The organism is Butyrivibrio sp. DSM 10294 (genome assembly GCF_028539135.1).
GTDB lineage: Bacteria > Bacillota > Clostridia > Lachnospirales > Lachnospiraceae > Butyrivibrio.
Window position 1 is genome coordinate 23026 of the sequence record NZ_JANSWL010000085.1, and the last position, 22266, is coordinate 45291.

Here is a 22266-nt window from a genome sequence, read left to right on the forward strand (position 1 = left end):
AGGCGAGACCTATGAAATACGAGTGCCTTATGCACGACTATTTCATGCCCAGGGCTCACCGAAGCGCTTAGCATCATGAGCAATATATTTTTATATCCGGGACAATCGATTCCGTCCTATATTCAATACACTCACGGGAGGAACACAGTATGTCAAAAGTAGTTATTATGGATCATCCTCTGATCCAGCACAAGATTGGAATGATCAGGAGAACCGACACAGGAACCAAGGATTTCAGACAGACCATCAGCGAGATCGCAATGCTCATCTGCTACGAGGCCACCAGAGACCTTCAGCTCAAGGACGTTGAGATCGAGACCCCTATCTGCAAGACCACAGTAAAACAGCTTAAGGGAAGAAAGCTCTGCGTAGTACCCATTCTTCGTGCAGGTCTTGGCATGGTAGACGGAATGCTGGCACTTATACCTGCAGCTAAGGTTGGTCACATCGGACTTTACAGAGATCCCGAGACACTTAAGCCTGTTGAGTACTATTGCAAGATGCCTGCAGACGTAGCAGACAGAGAGATTTTTGTAGTGGATCCCATGCTTGCAACAGGCGGATCCTCAGTTGCAGCTATTCAGATGCTCAAGGACAGAGGCTGCAAGAACATTCACTTCATGTGCATCATCGCAGCTCCTGAAGGACTGGAAGCAATGAAGAACGCACATCCTGATGTAGATATCTACGTAGGATCACTTGACGAGAGACTTAACGAGCACGGTTACATCGTACCCGGACTTGGAGACGCCGGAGATAGGATCTTCGGAACCAAGTGAGCGATATAGGGACGAAAAGTTACATTTTTGACTGCTTGCAGACATAAAAATGTAACCTTGAGGACCTAACGTACATGAGGAAGAAGAGCGGTAGCTCGGATTCCGAATGTACGTAGGATTGCGAGAGCGTAAGCGGAGCAATCCGTATATCGCGGAGCAGACTCAATCATTCAAAGCGAGCATGGCGATTTCCGAATATCGCTTAGCAATTTAGATTTTTATTGGAGGGGGAAATGAAGCGAGAGGACTATATCAGCTGGGATGAATACTTCATGGGCGTAGCCAAGCTGGCCGCCATGCGCAGCAAGGATCCCAACACACAGGTTGGAAGCTGCATAGTAAGTGAGGACAACAACATTCTGTCCATGGGTTACAACGGTTTTCCCAAGGGGTGCTCCGATGAGGATTTTCCCTGGGAGAGGGACGGAGAGGATGAGCTGTCCACCAAATATCCTTTCGTTACCCACAGCGAGCTCAATGCTATATTAAACTACAGAGGCGGAAGCCTCGTGGGGGCCAAGATCTACGTATCTCTTTTCCCCTGCAATGAATGTGCCAAGGCCATAATTCAGGCCGGCATCAAGACCGTTGTTTTTGACAGTGACAAATACAGTACTTCCGCATCAACCAGAGCTTCCAAGAAGATGTTCGATGCAGCGGGAGTCAGATATTATCAGTATCAGCGAAGCGGCAGAAGTATCAAGATTACCATTTAACGACATGACTAACGGGCATTGGGATAAAAAAACTAAATATACTGGTGCAGGGAAAGGCTTAATGGCCTTTCTTTGTGCTATATGCATAGCTTTCGTATCCATCCCCATAGCTTCCAAGGCTACCGAGTCCACCAAGGAAAAGCTGGAGAAGGCCAAAGAGGCCAAGAAGGAATCCCAGAATCAGCTTGAGGGCACCAAGGATGATATCGCCGAGATGAATGAGGAGAAATCCTCGCTTCAGGGGCAGCTCAATTCCCTTAACACTCAGCTCAGCGAAGTCAGCTCCAACCTTGAGGAGATCGAGGAGCAGATAGAGAACAAAGAGAACGAGATTGAGAATACTCAGGCAGAGCTGGAGGTCGCAAGACAGACCGAGGCCAATCAGTATGCTTCCATGAAAAAGAGAGTACAGTTCATATATGAGAAGCAGAATTTCGTTCTTATCGATATGCTCACCGGTTCATCGAGTTTTGCAGACTTCCTCAACCAGAATAACTACGTGGAGCAGCTCTCAGCCTACGACAGGAAGATGTTCAGGCAATACATCGAGACCAGGAAGGCCATCGAGGAGAAAGAGGCAACTCTTGAAGAGGAGATGGTTGCCCTTGAAGATTATCAGATGAAGCAGAAGGCGGAACAGAGCAGGGTTTCAGGCCTGGTGACCCAGACCTCCGGCAGTATCAAGCAGTACGCCAACGACATCTCTGACGCTGAGGCCAGAGCAGAAGCGCTGGAAGCTCAGATCAAGGAGCAGGAAAAAGATATCAAGGCTCTGGAAGCCAAGCTGGCGGAGGAGCAGAGACTATCCAAGCTTGCCAGAAATTCCACCTGGCGAAACATCTCTGAGGTTACCTTTGCAGAGGGCGACAGATATCTTCTGGCCAATCTTATCTACTGTGAGGCAGGATCCGAACCCTATGAGGGCAAGGTTGCGGTTGGCGCTGTTGTTATAAACAGAGTGCTGTCTTCGGTTTATCCGGATACGGTGGTGGGAGTTATCTATCAGGGAAAGCAATTTTCGCCTGTAGCCAGTGGAAGACTGGCCCTGGCTCTTGCAGAGGGCAGAGCGAATGCAGCCTGTTATCAGGCCGCGGATGAAGCCATGAAGGGCTATTCGAACGTAGGAAGCTGCGTTTATTTCAGAACGCCGGTGCCGGGACTTAGCGGAATCACCCTCGGCGGACATGTTTTTTACTAGTATTATTTCAGGATATGTATTTCTCTATCGGGGCGATGAGTTCATCAATGCCCTTGGAGTAAATTTCATCAAGGAGCTTGCTCAGTGACAGCAGGCTCTTTTTAAGAAGAGCTTCATCGATAAGCCTATTTTCAAAGGCCTCGGAGAGTTCGTCCAGATCCACGACCTTGATACGGCCGTCGGGGAAGATGATAACGTCGGCGAGAAGGTCAACCATTATGAGTTTGTTCTCTTCGGGGATGTGCTCATAGGTAAGAATATCGCAGTACCAGCACTTAAGGGAACCATCCTCTCTGAGGAACTTGCTGATGCGAAAGCCTCTGTTTAAATAACAGCAGGAATAACCACAGAACAGGTCATCACATCTTTCGTGGAGGAATCTCCATTTGGTGACGAGGATATCCTCGTTGTATTCAAGGATGATATCGTCCTTTAGCAGATTGCATTCATTTGGGATAAAGCGTTTGCGGTACAAGATCGGTTTGTTCATGGCTGTACCCTCTTTCGTCCATAAGAAGAATGGAAATATCTGAAATTGTGTTATGAAAATATTACTATTATTGAAATTGAAAGTCAATTATGCGTGATAATACTAAGAAAATTACGATAATAAAAATCATATATGCCATTGTGCTGTTTACGGTGTCCCTTTTTGTGATAGGTAGCCTGTCCCATGACGATAATGCGGACATGACAGCACAGATGTCCAAGGCAACCCTTCCTGTTGTGAATCTCCTTAGCGGTGACAGGGAGATCAACCCGCTTCACGGCTACACAGGCGAAATGGATGTGAGCCATATGAGGGGGACTGTTTTCCCGGTGGGCTCCGACAGACAGATAAGATTCAGGATCAATACCTATGGCGGCAATGTCATGAATCTTAAGTTCGAGGTCAGGACCATAGATGGCAAGAGCCTTGTGGAGAGCACTCCCATTGTTGATTACAGCGAGAATGCCCAGACCATAAACGGGAGCCTGCAGATCAAGGATCTGATAACCGCCGGCAACGAGTACATGCTGGTTTTTGTCATGGATACCGGTGTGGGCGAAGCCAGATACTATTCCAGAATTGTCTGGACTGAGGACAGCAGATACAGCATCGATGAGGAGCTGGACTTTGTCACAGGCTTCAGCGAAGCAACTTTTAATAAGACTGAGGCAAAAGAGTACACGAAATACCTTGAGTCCAACTCAGAGGGTGACAATACGACTTTTAGCAAGGTAAATATCCACAGCAGTTTTAATCAGGTAACCTGGGGTGAACTTAACATCACCAAGCATACAGAGCCTGAAATATATGTAACGGATATCCATTCCCAGACGGGATCCTACAAGCTCTGCTACAGAGTTACAGTAAGAGACGGCAATGTGAGCAGGCTCTACAACGTGGAGGAGGCCTTCAGAGTTCGTCACACCTCAGACAGGATGTATTTGCTCAACTATGAGAGAACCATGAACTACATCTTTGATGCGGGTTCATATTCAATAAGCAGTAACAGCATTGGTCTTAGCATTTCAGACCCGGGACTGCAGCTGGTGGAGAACGGTGGAGGAACGGCGTTTGCTTTTGTCAGCGAGAACAGACTTTTTATGTTCAACAATTCAGAGAGCAGGCTGGCTTACCTCTTCGGCTTCTATGACACAGATAACAACGACATCAGAACCAGGTGGAACAACAATACCATCAAGATCCTGAAGGTGGATGAGGCCGGCAATGTCAAATTCGCAGTGGCAGGTTACATGGCCAGAGGAATTCACGAAGGCCAGGTGGGAATTGCCGTATATGACTACAATGCTTCCATAAATGCGGTGGAGGAGCAGGTTTTTGCCCCCAGCAGTCAGTCTCCGGAGGTACTGGTATCTTTTGTTGATACCCTTGCATACCTTGGAAACGGCGATGTTTTCTATGTGATGCTTGAGCAGAATATTTATGCTATTGACCTTATCGGCAGAACCGCAGGCACCGTTGCTACGGATATCGGAAGCGGAGATTACAAGATATCGGAATCCGAGAGGACAATTGCCTGGCAGACCAAGGATCTGACCAGCTTCAAGATGATGAACCTCAACACAAGAGGCCAGAGCGAGATCCAGGCTGATGACGGAGACTATATCGTGGTTCTTGGATTCATGGGAGAGGACCTTGTTTACGGCCTTGTACACTCTGAGGACGTTCACAAGGACAAAATGGGCAATCCGATTTATCCCATGTATGCCATTAAGATTCAGGACAGCGACGGGAATCTCCTTGAGAACTATCATCCTGAGGGAGTATACGTCACTTCCGTTGAGATTACTGACAATCAGATCAGACTCTCCAGAGTTGAGAAGGACGATAACGGCGAGTACGTCAGCACCTACGACGATCAGATTATGAGTACCCTCAAGGCTGAGGACGGCAGCAACTCAGTGAATCAGGTATCAGTTGATATTTTTGAAAAAATTGTTCAGATAAATGTAAGAAATGAGATCAAGCTTAAGTCTCTTCGTGTACTTACACCTAATCAGACTCTATTTGAGGGAACGAGAGATGTGGAGCTGGATATAGACAGAGACAGACAGGAGCAGCCTTTTTACTATGTCTACGGACTCTTTGGAATAGAGGGAATCTACACGGATCCTTCTGAGGCGGTAAAAAGGGCAAATGAAGCTTCCGGAACTGTAACCGGCGACAATAACGGATATGTCTGGGTTAAGGGCAATCTTCTTCGCTCCAACCAGATCATGGCTATAACGAGAAATGCCGAGAGCTATGAGAATATGATGGCTACACCGCCAACGGTTGTCTGCCTTGATCTCATCCTTCAGTTTGAGGGAATTAACAGAAATGTGGATGCTATGCTGGATGCGGGCTCTTCTGTCACGGATATCCTAAGGGAATCACTTCCTGAGACAACGGTATTGGATCTTGACGGATGTCCCATGTCGGCAATGCTGTACTATGTTAATCAGGATCTGCCGGTTATGGCTATGCTCAACGATGGCACGGCGGTTCTGATCATCGGATTTAACGATCTTAACACTGTTCTTATGAATCCTTTGACGGGACAGGTGTACAAATACGGAATGAATGATTCGGACAAGCTTTTTAATGAAAACGGCAATCATTTTGTGACATACATAAGGAACAGTCGATGATTTTTGTTTCCATTTTGCGGAGGGTTACAACATGAAGAATTTTACTTTTGATATGGTGAAGGATCCTGAGATTTTCAAGGATAATGTGCTTCCTCAGACAGCCGATTTTGTGGCTTATCAGAACGAGGAAGAGATTGAGGGAAGGGTTTCTTCACTCAGGCTGTCACTTAACGGACTTTGGAAGTTCCATTATGCCAGGAATTACAGAGCGGTTATTCCGGGCTTTGAAAAAGAGGATTATGACTGCAGTTATTTTGATGATATAAGAGTTCCTGCCCATATTCAGATGGAAGGGTATGATATTCCCGCTTACATCAATGTCCAGTATCCCTGGGATGGACACGAGGATATCGAGCTGGGACAGGTGCCGGAGGAGTTCAATCCGGTGGGCAGCTATGTGAAGTATTTTAACCTTCCCGCAGATTGGGAGGGGCAGCAGGTTCACATTGTTTTTGACGGCGTTGAGAGCGGATATGCTCTGTGGCTTAACGGACAGTATGTGGGCTACAGCGAGGATACTTTTACTCCTTCAGAGTTTGATCTTACAGGTTTGCTAAGGAGCGGCGTCAACAAGCTGGCGGTGCAGGTGTTTAAATGGACCAGCGGCAGCTGGTTTGAGGACCAGGATTTCTTCAGATTCTCAGGTATCTACAGAAATGTATATCTGAAGCTCGTGCCTGCCACACATCTTGAGGACTTCAAGGTTCGTACTCTTTTAAATGACGATTTTACCAAGGCTGAGCTGGAGGTTACTCTTAGGACAACGGGATCCGGCTCTGTTGATTATATTCTTTACCGCAATAATCATCCCATGATAAAGGGAAGTGCAGAGCTTGCCGGAAACGGCGGTGATGGCCCTAGTGTATCCCTTAATGTTGTAAGGGAAGAGGTGCTGCAGCCCCAGCTCTGGAGTGCTGAGGATCCGCAGCTCTATCAGCTTCTTTTGAAGGTTAAGGATTCTGGGGGAGAGGTTCTGGAGGTTGTCAGACAGAATGTGGGCTTCAGGAAGTTCGAGATGAAGGACGGACTGATGCTTCTTAACGGCAAGCGCATTGTGTTCAAGGGTGTCAACAGACACGAATTCTCCTGTGAGACCGGAAGAGTTGTTTCTAATGAGGAGACCCTTCTTGATATCATTACCATGAAGAAGAACAATATCAATGCTATCAGAACCAGCCATTATCAGAATTCAGCTTATATATACGAACTCTGCGATATCTACGGTCTGTACATGATCGCCGAGAACAATATGGAGACCCACGGAACCTGGTCCTTGTACGGAGATGAGGGTGCCCACGGCAAGCGCCTTCCGGGTAGCAGAGAGAACTGCATGGAGCATCTTCTGGACAGGATCAATTCCACCTATCAGCTGGATAAGAACCATCCGTCAGTGCTGATCTGGTCCATCGGTAATGAGTCCCATGGCGGCAAAGTGCCCTATGAGATGAGTCAGCTCTTTAGAAAGCTCGATCCCGACAGACTGGTTCACTACGAGGGAATCTGTCACGACAGAACCTATAACGATACCAGCGATATGGAAAGTCAGATGTATCCTTCGGTTGCCAGCATTGAGAAGTTCCTTAAGGAGCATGATGACAAGCCTTATATCTGCTGTGAGTACACCCATGCAATGGCCAACTCCTGCGGAGGCATGTTCAAATACACGGATCTGGCTGAGAGAGAGCCAAGGTACCAGGGCGGATTTATCTGGGATTATGTGGACCAGTCAATTCGTGAGAAGAACCGCTTCGGAGAGGATTATCAGGCCTATGGCGGAGACCACGGCGAGAGACCCTGTGATTATAATTTCAGCGGCAACGGTATAGTTGACGGTGAGAGAAGAACCTATGCGAAGATGCAGGAGGTTAAGTTCAACTACCAGAACATCCGAGTATATGTGGAGAGCGACAAGGTTAAGGTCGTTAACAATTCTCTTTTTACCAATACCGGTGAATTCGATTGCTTCGTAACATTATACAAGGACGGAGTTAAGCTCCTTGAGAAGCACATGGCTACTTCGGTAGAGCCACTTAGTGAGGGCGAGTATGAGCTGCCCGATGCCATTATCGAGAAGATGGCAGTGGTGGGCTTTGGGCCTTTTGATGAAAATGGACCTTTCCCTCTTGATGAGTATGTGATAAATGTGTCCTTCAGGTTAAGGGATGATACTTTGTGGGCTCAGAGGGGCCATGAAGTTGCCTTCGGTGAGGGTGTGTTCAGGAAGTCAGCATCCACCTTTGTGACCTGTGCACCGGTTAAGTTTACTCAGGGACTATATAACTACGGAGTTAAGGGCAATCATTTCGAGGTTCTCTTTAACAGAGATCAGGGAAATATCACATCCTACAGATATGCCGGCAGAGAGCTTATCAGGGAGATGCCAAGGGCTAACTTCTGGAGAGCACCTGTTGATAACGACAACGGCAACAGAATGCCTCAGCGCTATGCCCAGTGGAAGCTGGCAAGCGCCTATGCCATCGCTGCACCCATTGTGGAGGAGAGCACAGGCTATGCCAACGGTACAGAGGACCAGGGCAGGTATCCTGTTGTGGATGTTAAGGAAAACAGCGTGAGCCTTACCTTCAAGCACTATCTTCCTACAGTTCCGGCTTCTTCAGTGCTTCTAACCTACACGGTCACAGGGGATGGAAGAGTCTGGATAAAAGAGGAATATGAAGGCGTCAAGGGTCTCAGCCCCATGCCTGAGTTTGGTATGCTCTTTAAATTTGATGCTGATTTTGACAGGGTTGAGTACTACGGCAAGGGCCCTGCAGAGAACTATATAGACAGAAACCGCGGAGCAAAGCTTAGAATCTACCGCGACAAGGTAGAGGACATGATGGAGCACTATCTTGTGCCTCAGGAGACCGGCAACAGGACCGGAGTAAGATGGGCCAAGATCCTGAACAACAAGGGAAGAGGACTGTTATTCGAAGCTCCCGATACCATGAATTTCAGCGCATTGCCTTACACTCCGGGAGAGCTGGAGGAGGCAAGACATCCTTACGAGCTGCCCCGCTACTGCAAGACAGTGGTACGCTGCAGCCTGTGCCAGATGGGTATCGCCGGAGATGACAGCTGGGGAGCCAAGACACATCCCGAGTTCCTTATTCCAAGTGATGAGAAGCTGACATTTACCATGAGTTTCAAGGGAATCTGAGGAGGTAAACCATGGAAGAGACTATGAAGAAGATTGCAATGGGAATGAGCATCAGAATGGGCCTGGTCATGAGCTTTTGCATGTCATTGTTAGGAAATCTTATAGGCATGAAGAATTCCGGAAGCTTTTCCATAGTGGGATTTCTGATCAGCTTTGTGATAAGTACCATTATCAGTTTTGCTATTGGCTTTCTGATCCCCATGGGAAAACTTGGCGGAGCTGCCTGCAGGAAGCTCAAGCTTCAGCGTGGATCAATGCCTGCAAGGCTTGTGGAGAGTTTGATTTCCAATTGCATTTACACCCCAATAATGACACTGGTCATGGTTGTTCTGGCTTACAGAAACGCCATGAGACAGAGCGGAGGAATGGCGCAGATAAGCTTTTTACCCATGTTTCTCAGCTCCCTGGTGATCTGCTTTATTGTGGGATACATTATCATATTCATTATTCAGCCGCTTTTTATGAAGCAGCTGATGAAGAAATATGGGGTGAATCCCAAAGGATAAACATGTTGTGAAAGGTAGGAGGGATAGGCATGAACGAGAACATTACCAAGAGAAATGAACTACTGGCGCAAAAAACAATCGAAGGACTTAAGTCCAGAAATATGACAGGCTACTATGCCGCAACCAAGGAGGAGGCTCTTAAGAAAGCTCTGGAGATCATCCCCGAGGGCAGCAGCGTAACCATGGGCGGAGCCATGAGTGCTCATGAGATTGGCCTTTTGGAGGCAATCAAAAACGGCAATTACAATTTCATCGACAGAGATAAGGCTAAAACTCCCGAGGAGAAGAGAGCCGCAATGCTGGCAGGCTACGATGCCGATTTCTTCCTTTCCAGCTGCAATGCCATGACAGATGACGGTATTCTTGTAAATATCGATGGTAATTCCAACCGCGTGTCCATGATCTGCCAGGGACCCAAGAAGGTTATTTTCATCGTGGGAATGAACAAGGTCTGCGGCGATCTTGACGGAGCCATGAAGAGAGCCCGCAACGTTGCAGCTCCGATAAATGCCCAGAGATTCGGCCTTGCAACTCCCTGCGCCAAGACCGGAAAATGCATGGACTGCAAATCTCCCGACACGATCTGCTGTCAGTTTCTGACAACCCGCTATTCAAGACATGCGGACAGAATACATGTCATTCTTGTAAATGATAATCTTGGATTTTGATGGAGCTGACCTATGAGGATACTTTTCATACGCCATGGGGACCCTGACTATGTCAACGACACACTTACTGAGCAGGGGAAAATTGAGGCAAGACTTCTTGCGGATATGATCAATGAACTTGGAATCGATGAAGCCTATGTATCTCCACTTGGAAGAGCTGTGGATACTGCGGAGTATTCACTTAGGGCGCTTGGAAAAAAGGCGACGACTCTGGACTGGCTCAGGGAATTCCCCGCAGAGGTGGATCCCAATACTTCTGAAGTTGCAAGGAAAGCCTATGCCACAGAGTTGTGGACAGATGAAGAGACGGGAAAGTACAAAAAGCGCATAATCTGGGATGTTTTGCCATCATATTTTGGTCAGCACCCGGAGCTTTTTGATGTGAATGCCTTCATGGACTCGGAGTTGGTAAAAGAGAGCGACATGAAGGAGAAGTATGAATATGTCATCAGCTCTTTTGATCGTTTTCTGGCTGATAACGGATATGTGAGGGATGGAAGCGTATATAGAGTTGAGAAAGGAAACAGCAAGACTATTGCGTTTTTCTGCCACTTTGGAATTACGGCAGTTCTTCTGTCAAGACTGTGGAATGTGTCACCCTTTGTGACTTTGCAGTCCCTGGCAACGGCGCCTACGTCCGTTACCGAGGTGGTGACCGAAGAGAGGCAGAAGGGCATTGCAACCTTCCGCACTCTCAGAGTCGGTGACCTGACCCACTTAAATAGCGCCGGTGTGGAACCTTCTTTTTCAGGAAGATTCTGCGAGCGTTATGAGAACGAAGACCAGCGGCACTAATCGGAAAAAAGGCCTGTCCCCATGTTGCAACGGGGGCAGGCTCATTTTGTTTAGACAGTGTAACGCTTGGACAGCTCCTCAATTACATGAGCTGTACTCTTTTCAACTGTGCCGGCATCGAAGGGACTTAAGAGATTTCCGATTTTCAGAAGCTCTAAGTATCCTTTGGTTCCGCCGGCGCGGCAAAGACGAAGATAATCCTCCCAGGCCTTTTTTCTATCCTCTTTCATGCGGCCATAGTACTGGAACGCACAGATCTGTGACATGGCATATTCGATGTAGTAGAAAGGATAGAGGAAGATGTGCTGTTTCTGCATCCAGAAACCACCGGCCTCCAGGAATTCATTTCCGTCATAATCACGCCAGGGCATGTATTTCTGCTCAATCTCATGCCAGGTTCTCTTCCAGTCAGCGGCTGAGTATTCAGGATGCGCATAAACTTCGTGTTGGAATTCATCAACACTAACCAGATAAGGAATTGTGCAGAGGGCTCCAAGCAGATGTGAAGTAACATACTTCTCTGTATTTTCCTCAAAGAACAGCTCCATCCAAGGGTAAGCGAAGTGTTCCATTGACATGGAATGAATCTCGTTTATCTCTGCTGTTGAGCCTCTAAGTGCATCTACATCAATGGATCTCAGTGCGAGATATCCCTGGAATGCATGACCTGCCTCATGGGTAAGAACGTCCACATCCGCTGAGGTTCCGTTGAAATTGCTGAAGATGAAAGGAGCCTTGAAAAGGGACATAGAGGTCATATAGCCGCCCATGTGCTTACCGGGTCTCGTCTCCAGATCAAAGAGCTCATACTCTTTCATGAAATCAAAGAATTCACCTGTCTCGGCGCTCATCTCTGTGTACATCTTCTGAGCCTTATCAATAAGTTCCTGTGTGGTTCCGATCGGTGTAGCATTTCCATCGGGGAAAATAAGCTCTTCATCATAGTAATAAAGCTTATCAACGCCGAGTTTTTCCTGCTGGATCTTGCGCAGCTTAGCAACCGCCGGAGTGATTATCTCTCTGACCTGCTCACGGAATTTGGCCGCATCTTCTGCTTTATAATCGAAACGGTTTCTATTGACGTAAGCCATCTCAGTATAGTTGTTAAATCCCATTTTCAGAGCCATCTCGTTACGGAGCTTAACCAGCTCTGCGTACTGTGCCTCAAGCTCAGGGCTTATTTTTTCATAGAGGGCAGCCCAGGCTTCGAAGGCTTCCTTGCGCTCTGCGCGGTCTGTGCTCTGCATGTGCTTAAGAAGTCCATAGAAATTACATTCTTCACCTCTAAAGTTAGTTGTAGCACCGGCTGCTGTTTTACTGTATTCCTGGCTGACCTGTTCGCAGCGAATGGTCTCGGGAATGATCTTCTCATCGCTTGTAAGTAGAGAAGCGTCCAGCTTCCTAAGGAGCTGTGCACCGAACTCTTCCTCAAACTGCGGTCTGAACTGAGAGCTTGTCAGTGCTTTTGCCAAAGCATTGTACTGGGGAATAGTCCCGGCAAATGCCTCCTGAAGCCATTGGAGTTCATTGTCATAAAACTCATCCTTCATGTTGATGGTGTTGCGGATATGAGCCACAGTATACATGGTTTCATCGGCCTGTTCGCGCTCCTGCAGAGCAAAATAGGCGTCTTTGACCTCCTGATAGCTCTTGGCATCACGAATCTTGGTGGCAGTATCTTCTACAGCTCTTTTAAGCGCCTCAACATCCGGACGCTTATATTCGATTTCACTAAATTTCTTCATATATAACCGACCTCCTTAAATTGTTCACAATTGAATTATATATAAAAGCCTAAAAAAGCGCAATGGATGACATGGGGACGGTTCTTTTGTCACTTTAGTGAAAATTTTTCTGTAAAAAAAGATGTTGACATGGTATTGTCAGACAGATATACTTAAAACTAATAATTTTCAGAAAGGATTACGCAATGGAAAGATTTTATCCCGTCACTAAATGCATGATGCTCGTGGTCGATTCCGTGAATACTATTCAGGGGACTGTTTTTGATATGCATGATGAGGACGAGATTATATGCAAGGCGTAGTCTAAGTTTATAATCTATATAGAGATTTTGAAGCCTCATCAAGGGAAAACCTGGTGAGGCTTTTTTGTGATAGGAGGATATATGGCAAACTTAATTGTGGTATGCGGACCCCAGGCGGTGGGGAAGATGACTGTGGCGGAGAGCTTAAGGGATAAACTCAGATACAACATGATGATGAATCACGACAGCATCGAGGTTTCGGATAGGATATTTGGATTTGGGACTCCGGCCCAGCGAGAGTTTAACAGCTATTTCAGGGAAAAGGCCTTTGAACTGGCAGTGAAGCATGATGTAGACCTGATCTTTACGTATGTTGCCGCTTTTGATCTGCAGGAAGAGCATGATTATCTTCATTCTTTGGAAAAAATGTTTGAGGAGGCGGGAGGTCATTTCTACTTTGTGGAACTAAGTGCCACCCTGGAGGAGAGGCTTGTGAGAAATGAAACGCCACATCGAATGGAGAAGAAAGCTTCCAAGAAGGATGTGGAATGGAGCAGGGCTAATCTTTTGGAGGATGCTAAGAAGTATAGATTGAACACGAATGAGGATGAAGTGCTTTTTGAGCATCACCTTAAGATTGATAATACAGAACTATTGCCAGATGAAGTGGCGGATAGAGTTATTGCAGAATTTGGGCTGGTGGCGAATGTGAAGGAAGAGAAGGAATATAGATTTGGAGCGTAAGTAATAGGACGGATGCGAGTCAATGGGGACGGTTTTATACCAATGGGGACGGTTCTCTATGGTATAGTTTTCGTCAATACAAAATTTTGCATATTATTACATGCACAAAACTATACCATAAAGAACCGTCCCCATTGGTATAAAACCGTCCCCAATATACATAGGATAAAAACAAGGAGGAATGAAGAATGAAAGTAATGATTGAAACAGAAAGATTAGTGTTAAGACCCTTGGTACCGGAGGATTATGAGGCAGTATACAAGTGGGGGTCCGATCCGATTGTAAATGAATACATGATATATCCACTTTATAAATGCGCAGAAGATGTAAAGGCCTGGCTTGAGGGGCGGGATGATGACAATCCGGATAGCTATGACCTTGGCATAGAGCTGAAGGAAACCGGAGAGCTCATCGGTAGTGGCGGTTTTGTTTACCATCCTGAAAGAGATGCCTGGGAAGTAGGCTACAACATCAGAAGAGACCAGTGGGGCAAGGGCTATGTTCCTGAAGCTATGCAGGGAATACTTGATCACATCAAGGAGCACAGAACAGTCCGCGCCATCGAAGGAACCTTTGCAAAAGAGAATCACAAGAGCCAGCGCGTAATGGAGAAGCTCGGCATGCACTACCTGGAGGACACCGAATTCCAGAAACTCGACGGCAGCAGGAAGTATGATGCAAAGACATTTATCAGAGAATTCTAGAACTGCCATTAAGAAGGTGCCGTCCCCAATCAAGAACTGCGCATTTCCGAAGTGTACCTTGAGATACCGGGACTACGGGGATGGTTCTTTTGTTATCCCTTTCCCCAAAAGCAAATTAACTCCCTGTATTTTCCTAACTCAGAAATGTATTTTCAATTTTAAAACCTTTAAAATTGAAGAAAAAAATATGCCTGAGAATCATGAGGTTATAGTCAAAGGAATACACTGGAGAAAGGAAGGCTTCCGCAACAAATGAAAAAACAGTCCCCAAAAAAATATCTGGCACTAGCAGTCATCTTCATCGTCTTTGCCATAACCGTTGTCCATCAGCTTACAGCCATGGCAAGTCGTGCTAAATCACCCGAAGAAATAAAAGCATATATTACAGATAATAATGATGCCTTAACCGCTTTTGCCAAAGACTTATATGATACTCAGAGTCAAGAACTGATTATCTACGATTCGCCAAAAGAATTACCTAAATCTTCCAAAAAAATCTGCAACCCCTTCGCTGATTCAAGAATCCTTTATATATCAGTGGAAAAAGGTGTTCATCCGGAAGGCGACAGAGTATTCTTTATTCTGAAAGACAGACCTGATGATAAGCGCTATTACAACAGTGGTTTCTATTACTCTCCTACAGATACAATATCTGATCTATACGGAAATGCCAAGGAGGGCGACTATTTTGAACACGATGGGGGTCAAACCGGAGAGCGCTCCCGCTACAGAAGCGAAAAGATCTGCGACAACTGGTATTATTTTGAAGAAGCAGTATGGTAAAGAAGAACCGTCCCTCTGTCATAATCGTGCTCGTCCCCATCCCCGGAGTCCCGGTATCTCAAGGTACACTTCGGAAATGTGCAGTTCTTGATCGAGGCAGATGTTTTTCAAGGTGAAGGAAGACGAAAATGACGATTGCTCTGAGCGAAGTCGATATGAGGCATTTTCGTCTTACTGAGCCTTAGAAAAACACGACGCAGATGACAACAAGCATTTTCGGAGGGTACCTTGAGATACCGGGGCTCCGGGGATGGGGACGGGCACTTGTCTTATCACCCCCTCTTGACTCGTATCTATGTCAGTGTTAGTATGAAAAGGGTTTGAAAATATAAAGAAAGAGCGCTATGCGTTTAGGTGAAGGAATGATTATTAGATAATTTGGCTTGAGTGAACACGATATTTGTTTTATTAGCTGCTATTGCGGCTGTTTTGTGTACGCTTAATCTGGATTATCATGCATTCGAAACCTAAATTGCTTAGTCTGAATATAGAGACTGGGTATATCAGCAGGTCTATTTGTGTGAGTCTATTTTGCGTATGCATTATAGGCTTATTTTTTTGCAGCACAGTAGGAGGGTAGTGAATGTTACAAGTAAAAAACCTCACAATAACACATCGTAAGGACCTGCGGATCATTCTGGAGAATTTCAGTATGGTGCTGAATGATGGGGACAAAGCGGTGATCATCGGAGAAGAGGGGAACGGCAAGTCCACTCTTATGAAATGGATATATGATCCGGAGATGGCTGAAGAATACACGGAGTGCGAAGGGGAAAGAGTGATGGCCGGGGAAGTGCCGGGGTATCTGCCTCAGGAGCTGCCGGAAGCTGATAAGGAGAAGACTTTGTACGAGTATTTCTCGGAGGCGCAGCTGTTTTTTGACAAGGAGCCAAAGGAACTGGCTCGGATGGCAGCGGAGTTTCAGGTGGCCACGGACTTTTTTTACAGTGACCAGAAAATGGGAAGTCTCTCCGGCGGAGAAAAGGTAAAGGCGCAGCTGATGCGGCTTCTGATGGATAATCCCACAGTGCTGCTTCTGGACGAGCCGTCCAACGACATTGATATCAGTACGTTGGAGCTATTGGAGAAGCTGATAAATAACTGGAAGCATATTGTTCTGTTCATATCCCATGACGAGACGCTGATCGAGAACACAGCCAATGTGGTGATTCATATTGAGCAGATCATGAGAAAGACTAAGAGCAGATACACCATCGTAAAGGATAATTATCAGAACTATATAAAGAACAGGGCTGCGAATTTTGAGAGGCAGGAGCAGCAGGCTCTGAACGATAGGCGTGATAAGAAGCTCCGCGACGAGAAGTACAGAAGGCTGATGCAGAGTGTAAACAGGGCCCAGACCACCATTGGTAGCGTTGATACCGGACATATCGGTGATCCCATGCAGGCTGCAAGGAATCTCAAGGACAAGATGCATACTGTAAAGGCCATGGGCAGACGTTTTGAAAAAGAAGATGAGAACATGACGGAGAGGCCGGAGCAGGAGGAAGCTATTTTCTTTAAGCTTGGAGATAAGAACGCGGGAATGCCTGCGGGAAAAACGGTTATTGAGTATTCCCTGGATAAGCTGACGACGCCGGATGGTTCCAAGGTTCTTTCCAAAGATATTTTTCTTAGAGTCAGGGGGCCGGAGAAAATCTGCATTGTGGGTACCAATGGTGTGGGAAAGACGACGCTTTTGAAGAAGATGGCGGAGGAGATGCTAAGTAGGAGCGACATCAGAGCTCAGTATATGCCGCAGAACTACGAGGAGCTGCTGGACCTGGATGTGACGCCCGTGGAATTCCTTGACGACACCGGGGATAAAGCGGTGCGAACCCGCATCAGAACTTATCTTGGGTCGCTGAAATATACCGCAGATGAGATGGATCACCCCATAAGGGAGTTGTCCGGCGGGCAGAAGGCGAAGGTGCTGCTTCTTAAGATGAGTCTGTCCGATGCGAATGTGCTTATACTGGATGAGCCCACGAGAAACTTTTCGCCTCTGTCGGGACCGGTCATAAGGAAGATGATAGCCTCTTTTCCCGGAGCAGTTATCAGTATCTCCCACGACCGCAAGTACATCGAGGAAGTCTGCACCAAAACCTACACGCTTACCGAAGACGGCCTGAAGTGATATGGAGGGCCGGTCGCCTATCCCCGGAGGTCCGGTATCTCAAGGCACACTTCGGAAATGCTTGTTGTCATCTGTGTTGTGTTTTTCTAAGGCTCAGTAAGATGAAAATACCTCATATCGACTTCGCTCAAAGAAATCGGTATTTTCATCTTCCTTCGCCTTGAAAAACATCGCCTCGATCAAGAACTACACATTTCCGAAGTGTACCTTGAGATACCGGACCTCCGGGGATGGGCTCGGAAGCATTCAGGGCTCGGAAGCATGAAACACTCCAAGGATGAGTTAAGAATTATGGAGCACTTTTTGAAAGCGAATCATGAAACACTTAGGGATGGGCTCGGAATCAAGAAGCAATCCGGGGGGAACGTGGGATTTTGAAATTATCAGGGATGTACTTGGACGTTTGAAACAATAGAGCGAGATGGGGATAGAATCTTAAAAAATGAAGGAATAAAGTATGAGAGAAAATATTAGAGTAGTACCTTTTGAGATGAAATATATTGAGGATTATCATAAGAATTTTAATGAGGAAATCACAAAGTATCAGTGGCCGGATCCCTTTGAGAAACTTGAGGATGCAAGAGCGCTGCTGCAGGAGTTTCTTGATGAGATGGAAAAGGGGGAGACTCTTATTTTTGCAGTGGTGGATGATGCTGACAGATTTATTGGAAGTACAGAGATTCATGGGCTGACCGACGATTGTAACGAGCTTGGAGTTTGGATTATTGAACCCCGGCAGGGAAAGGGCTATGCATATGAAGCGCTGAAGTACACTTTGGATCAGGCCTATGAAAAGTATGGAAAGACTGAGTTTTTCTACGAAGCAGATATTAGAAATGAAGGCAGTAATAAATTGCTGAAGAAATTCTCAGATAGTTATGAGATTACTGAACTTGAGACAGAGGAGCTTGTGACGGATTCTGGAAAAGAGCTGAAGCTTCGAGGAAATGTACTGAAGAGAAAATGAAATAGTTGAAAAAGAGGAGAGGAATGAATTGAGCAAATTTACATATATCAATTTAAGACAAAGACCTGAGATTAGTAAGGCAGCAGCTAACTGGTTTCATGAGAAGTGGGGAGTACCCACCGAGGCTTATCAGGAGTGCATTGATGCCTATCTGAATGGGACCACAGAATATGGCTGGTATCTGTGTCTTGATGGAGACAAGATTGTAAGCGGACTGGGGGTAATCGAGAACGATTTCCATGATAGAAAAGACCTTTCGCCTAATGTATGTGCGGTTTACACAGAGGAAGATTACCGCTGTCAGGGAATAAGTGGCTATCTCTTGAACATGGTAGTAGACGATATGAAGTCAAAGGGTATTACACCTATTTACCTTGTGACCGATCACACCGGATTCTACGAGAAATACGGCTGGGAGTTCTTCTGCATGGCTCAAGGCGACGGAGAGCCTGACCCCACAAGACTTTATATCCATAGATAATGCAATTAGGCGCCAGGATAATACAACATATTATGAATTTCACAGGCTTGCGAAACATATTGTTATTCATGTTTTTATTGGCTACAAACACTCATGGAGGTAAACTTCGCTGCTCATCCCCGGAGGCCCGGTGGCTCAAGGTACCCTTCGGAAATGTGCAGTTCTTGATTGAGGAAGATGTTTTTCAAGGTGAAGTAAGACGAAAATGCCGATTGTTCTGAGCGTAGTCGATATGAGGTATTTTCGGATTACTGAGCCTTAGAAAAACACGACACAGATGACAACAAGCATTTACGGAGGGTGCCTTGAGCCACCGGGCCTCCGGGGATGAGCTCGGGATATAGAAAAGGAGGAATGATCTTGAATTACTTTATAGAGGGATTACAGGGAAGTGGAAAGAGTACACTTGTTAGACGGTTGTCTGAGAAGTATGCGGATCATAAAGCAATCTGCGAGGGGGAGTATTCTCCGGTGGAGCTGGCTTGGTGCGCTTATGTGAGCAGGCAGCAGTACGATGAAATTTTGGATAAGTATAGTGAGATTCGAAGCGAGATAGAGGAGAAGAGCTTCGAAGAAGGCGACCACAGGGTTATCTGCTACACCAAGATAATCACTGATATTCCGGGATTTCACAAGGATCTTGAGCAGTATGAGATTTACAATGGACAAATTGATTTTGACAGCTTTAAGAAGATAGTGTTAGAGCGATTTCGCAGGTGGGATACAGATAACAACATTTTTGAGTGCTCTCTTTTCCAGAATATAGTTGAAGATATGATTTTGTTTAGGAACTTCAGTGATGAGCAGATTCTGGACTTTTACAAGGAAGTGAAAGAGGCGCTTGAGGGTAGGGACTATCAGATCATGTATCTGGAGACTTCGGATATCGCGGCGAACATCGATGTTATCAGAAAAGAGCGTTCCGATGATAAGGGAAATGAGATGTGGTACCCTTTAATGATCGGCTATTTTGACAATTCACCTTATGCTCTTGCGAGAAATAAGTCCGGGCACGAGGCAATGCTTGAGCATTTGGGGCACAGGCAGGAGCTGGAGCTTAGGATATGCCGGGAAATCTTTGATGGAAAGTTCACTTTATTGAAATCAAAGGACTATAGTTTGCTATAATATGATGTCAGGGCATCTTATTATGTAAATTGGGAGTGAAGTATGAAAGCATCAGCGTTTTGGCCGCTTATGCGGTTTGGGGTAAGAACTGTTTTATTTAAGAAGAAGGATCCCATCCTTGGGACCGTTATTATAACCGACAGGTGCAACCTTAAGTGCAAGCACTGCTCGGTGAACAATATCACTGCGGTGATGCATCCTTTTGAACAGATTAAAAAGGAGATGCAGCAGCTGTTTGACCTGGGAGTAAAGATACTCTTTTTCTGCGGTGGTGAGACTTTTATCTGGAGAGACGGCGACAGGACCATCAAGGATCTGGTCAGGGAAGCCAAGGCTATGGGCTTTCTGATCGTCAATGTGGTGACCAACGGAACCTTTCCGATTGACCTTCCGGAGGCGGACCTGATCCTTCTTAGCCTTGACGGAGACAGGGAGCGCCACAACGCGGTGAGGGGCGATACCTATGATACCATCATGGAGAATATCAGAAACGCAACCTCTGATAACATCTGTTTTTATATGGCTGTGAATCAGATCAACAAGGATGCGATCCGCGAGGTATGTCGCACCGCAAGGGATACTAAGAACGTCCGAGCAGTTTCCTTCAATTTCCACACACCTTATCCGGACACTCGCGACCTGGCGCTTTCCAAGGAAGATAAGAAAAAGTGCTGCGATGTGATAGCGGAGATGATGGATGAGGGGGTACCGGTCTTTAATCTTAAGAGCGCTTTTCCATATCTGATAAACAATAGTTTTCCCACGCCCTGTCATCAGTGCCTTGTAATCGAGAACGGCAAGATTTCCGTCTGCGGGCGCTGCATTGATGTACCGGGACTGTGCGAGGAGTGCGGCTACTTTTTTGTGGCGGAATACACGCTTTTGTTCAGCGGCAAGCTCAAGGTTATATTCGAGATGTTCCGAACATATTTAAAGTACGTATGATTACAAGAAGCAGGAGCACTCGCCATGAGCATTAAGACCGACCTGACAAGGATGTGGTTTACCAGAAGCCTGTCACCCTTTGTCTTTACAAATGAATATGATGAAAAGCTGGATTTCGAGGATTGCACACAGCTTGGGCTCTATGTCCATATCCCCTTTTGCAGGTACATATGTAACTTCTGCCCCTATTGCAAGGAAATCTATAGTGAGGAGAAGCTTGACCGCTACATCGATGCTCTCATCAAAGAGATTCATATGGTGGGGAGCACATTGAGGGGAAAAAAGACTGTGACGAGCCTTTACTTCGGAGGCGGAACCCCGGCCCTTGCGGCGAGCAGGATAGGCGAGATCATTGATGCGCTGAGTGACCACTTTGAAATCACCGAAGGCATCGGACTTGAGCTTCATCCTGATAACGTAACGTCTGATATATTAAGACAGCTCAAGGCAGCAGGCGTTACCAGAATCAGCATCGGTGTTCAGAGCTTCCTTGATAAGTATGTGGGAGTGCTTGGAAGAGCGGCCGTTGATGCGAAGGCCATGAATGCAGCGCTCGCGGAGGTTCCATTTGAGACCGTATCCATGGATCTGATTTTTGCCCTTCCCGGGCAGACCATAGACGATCTGAAAGCCGATATCGATAAGGCCTTCGAGACCGGGGCCAACCATGTGGCGGTGTACCCTTTTATCGATTTTACCTTCACTTCAAGTCCTGTTAAGGCCATGGCTAAGCGAAGGAAACGAGCGCTGATGGATGCCATGACGGAGTATTTTGAGGAAAAAGGCTACTACAGGAGCTCCATCTGGACTTTTTCCACCGGTGAGGAAGCCAAGTATTCATCAATGACAAGGGAGAACTTCCTGGGCTTTGGATGCTCTGCGACCACTTTGCTGCGGGACTGTTTCAAGGTGAATACTTTTTCGACCAAGGAGTACATCGCGCGCATAGATGGAGGTAAGCTCCCGACATCCCTTACAACCCGCTTCAGGAAAAGACAGAGAATGGTCTATTACCTGTTCTGGACAGCCTACAGCACCAGAGTGGGGCTGCGGGAATTTGAAGAGTTTTTTGGCGTTCCTTTGAAAAAGATGTATGGCCTTGAGATATTCCTGGCCAAGGTCTTAGGCTACATAACAGAAGAGAATGGAATCATTACCCTGACTAAGAAAGGGGCATTTTACTTCCATTACTATGAGAACTACTATACGCTATCTTACATTGATAAGATGTGGGGGCTTATGAGAAAAGAAGCATTCCCGGATGGGATGGAGTTATAGACGAAAAATATACCAAAGAGAACCGTCCCCATTGGTATAAATCCGACAGGACATACCGTGTCCGGTGGCTAAATATGGGCATTTCTCGCTTTGTGTCGTTGTATTTGGCGGAGGACTTTTTTACACTTGGTATATCCTAAGGAAGAGGAGGA

The 22266-nt window shown here is 46.3% G+C and carries 19 protein-coding genes; 17 read left to right on the forward strand and 2 right to left on the reverse strand.

Translation table 11 applies throughout. The features are described from left to right. Positions 1-149 precede the first annotated feature (149 nt). From upp to NXH67_RS13765, 3 genes are all read left to right on the forward strand, one after another. Complete coding sequence (gene upp / locus NXH67_RS13755) at positions 150-779, forward strand: uracil phosphoribosyltransferase (RefSeq protein WP_022778844.1); 630 nt, start codon at positions 150-152, stop codon at positions 777-779. 233 nt (positions 780-1012) lie between these two features. Then, positions 1013-1495 carry a deoxycytidylate deaminase gene (locus tag NXH67_RS13760; protein WP_022778845.1) on the forward strand — a complete coding sequence of 161 codons (483 nt, stop codon included), beginning with the start codon at positions 1013-1015 and terminating at the stop codon, positions 1493-1495. A 61-nt stretch (positions 1496-1556) separates the two neighbouring features. After that, positions 1557-2693, forward strand: coding sequence for a cell wall hydrolase (locus NXH67_RS13765; protein WP_272797739.1), 1137 nt, complete (start codon positions 1557-1559; stop codon positions 2691-2693). Between the two features lie 7 nt (positions 2694-2700). Here the strand turns inward: NXH67_RS13765 and NXH67_RS13770 are convergent, their stop codons facing one another. Next, the gene (locus NXH67_RS13770) at positions 2701-3183 is read right to left on the reverse strand and encodes a DUF402 domain-containing protein (protein ID WP_272797740.1); all 483 of its coding nucleotides are present in this window, start codon (positions 3181-3183) and stop codon (positions 2701-2703) included. A gap of 89 nt (positions 3184-3272) precedes the next feature. On the opposite strand from NXH67_RS13770, the gene NXH67_RS13775 reads away from it, so the two are divergent. From NXH67_RS13775 to NXH67_RS13795, 5 genes are read left to right on the forward strand one after another with little or no spacing between them, the layout of a single operon-like run. Beyond that, positions 3273-5831, forward strand: coding sequence for a hypothetical protein (locus NXH67_RS13775; protein ID WP_272797741.1), 2559 nt, complete (start codon positions 3273-3275; stop codon positions 5829-5831). Between the two features lie 31 nt (positions 5832-5862). Further along, positions 5863-8991 (forward strand): glycoside hydrolase family 2 TIM barrel-domain containing protein, encoded by a 3129-nt coding sequence (locus NXH67_RS13780; protein ID WP_272797742.1) that lies wholly within the window; start codon positions 5863-5865, stop codon positions 8989-8991. A gap of 11 nt (positions 8992-9002) precedes the next feature. Further along, positions 9003-9497: a hypothetical protein gene (locus tag NXH67_RS13785; RefSeq protein ID WP_272797743.1), complete on the forward strand. Its 495-nt coding sequence runs from the start codon at positions 9003-9005 to the stop codon at positions 9495-9497. A 29-nt stretch (positions 9498-9526) separates the two neighbouring features. Then, entirely contained in the window at positions 9527-10165 is a 639-nt protein-coding gene (locus NXH67_RS13790) for a lactate utilization protein (RefSeq protein ID WP_272797744.1), read from the forward strand. Positions 10166-10177: 12 nt separating this feature from the next. After that, entirely contained in the window at positions 10178-10960 is a 783-nt protein-coding gene (locus NXH67_RS13795) for a histidine phosphatase family protein (RefSeq protein ID WP_272797745.1), read from the forward strand. A 50-nt stretch (positions 10961-11010) separates the two neighbouring features. Here the strand turns inward: NXH67_RS13795 and NXH67_RS13800 are convergent, their stop codons facing one another. Next, on the reverse strand, positions 11011-12705 hold the full coding sequence (locus NXH67_RS13800) for a M3 family oligoendopeptidase (protein ID WP_272797746.1): 1695 nt from the start codon (positions 12703-12705) through the stop codon (positions 11011-11013). Between the two features lie 383 nt (positions 12706-13088). Between NXH67_RS13800 and NXH67_RS13805 the strand changes: the two genes are divergently transcribed. The 9 genes from NXH67_RS13805 to NXH67_RS13845 all read left to right on the forward strand — a co-directional run bounded on the left by NXH67_RS13805 (position 13089) and on the right by NXH67_RS13845 (position 22114). Further along, complete coding sequence (locus NXH67_RS13805) at positions 13089-13691, forward strand: AAA family ATPase (RefSeq protein ID WP_272797747.1); 603 nt, start codon at positions 13089-13091, stop codon at positions 13689-13691. Positions 13692-13879: 188 nt separating this feature from the next. Beyond that, positions 13880-14395 carry a GNAT family N-acetyltransferase gene (locus NXH67_RS13810; protein WP_272797748.1) on the forward strand — a complete coding sequence of 172 codons (516 nt, stop codon included), beginning with the start codon at positions 13880-13882 and terminating at the stop codon, positions 14393-14395. A 252-nt stretch (positions 14396-14647) separates the two neighbouring features. After that, positions 14648-15178, forward strand: a complete 531-nt coding sequence (locus NXH67_RS13815; RefSeq protein WP_272797749.1) for a hypothetical protein — start codon at positions 14648-14650, stop codon at positions 15176-15178. 583 nt (positions 15179-15761) lie between these two features. Continuing rightward, positions 15762-17315 carry an ATP-binding cassette domain-containing protein gene (locus NXH67_RS13820; RefSeq protein ID WP_272797750.1) on the forward strand — a complete coding sequence of 518 codons (1554 nt, stop codon included), beginning with the start codon at positions 15762-15764 and terminating at the stop codon, positions 17313-17315. A 457-nt stretch (positions 17316-17772) separates the two neighbouring features. Next, positions 17773-18282, forward strand: a complete 510-nt coding sequence (locus NXH67_RS13825; RefSeq protein ID WP_272797751.1) for a GNAT family N-acetyltransferase — start codon at positions 17773-17775, stop codon at positions 18280-18282. A gap of 28 nt (positions 18283-18310) precedes the next feature. Continuing rightward, on the forward strand, positions 18311-18763 hold the full coding sequence (locus NXH67_RS13830) for a GNAT family N-acetyltransferase (protein ID WP_272797752.1): 453 nt from the start codon (positions 18311-18313) through the stop codon (positions 18761-18763). A gap of 360 nt (positions 18764-19123) precedes the next feature. Then, a complete protein-coding gene (locus NXH67_RS13835) occupies positions 19124-19891 on the forward strand; it encodes a hypothetical protein (protein WP_272797753.1) in 768 nt (255 codons plus the stop codon). 42 nt (positions 19892-19933) lie between these two features. Next, complete coding sequence (locus NXH67_RS13840; protein ID WP_272797754.1) at positions 19934-20836, forward strand: radical SAM protein; 903 nt, start codon at positions 19934-19936, stop codon at positions 20834-20836. 24 nt (positions 20837-20860) lie between these two features. Continuing rightward, on the forward strand, positions 20861-22114 hold the full coding sequence (locus tag NXH67_RS13845; protein WP_272797755.1) for a coproporphyrinogen-III oxidase family protein: 1254 nt from the start codon (positions 20861-20863) through the stop codon (positions 22112-22114). Positions 22115-22266 lie beyond the last annotated feature (152 nt).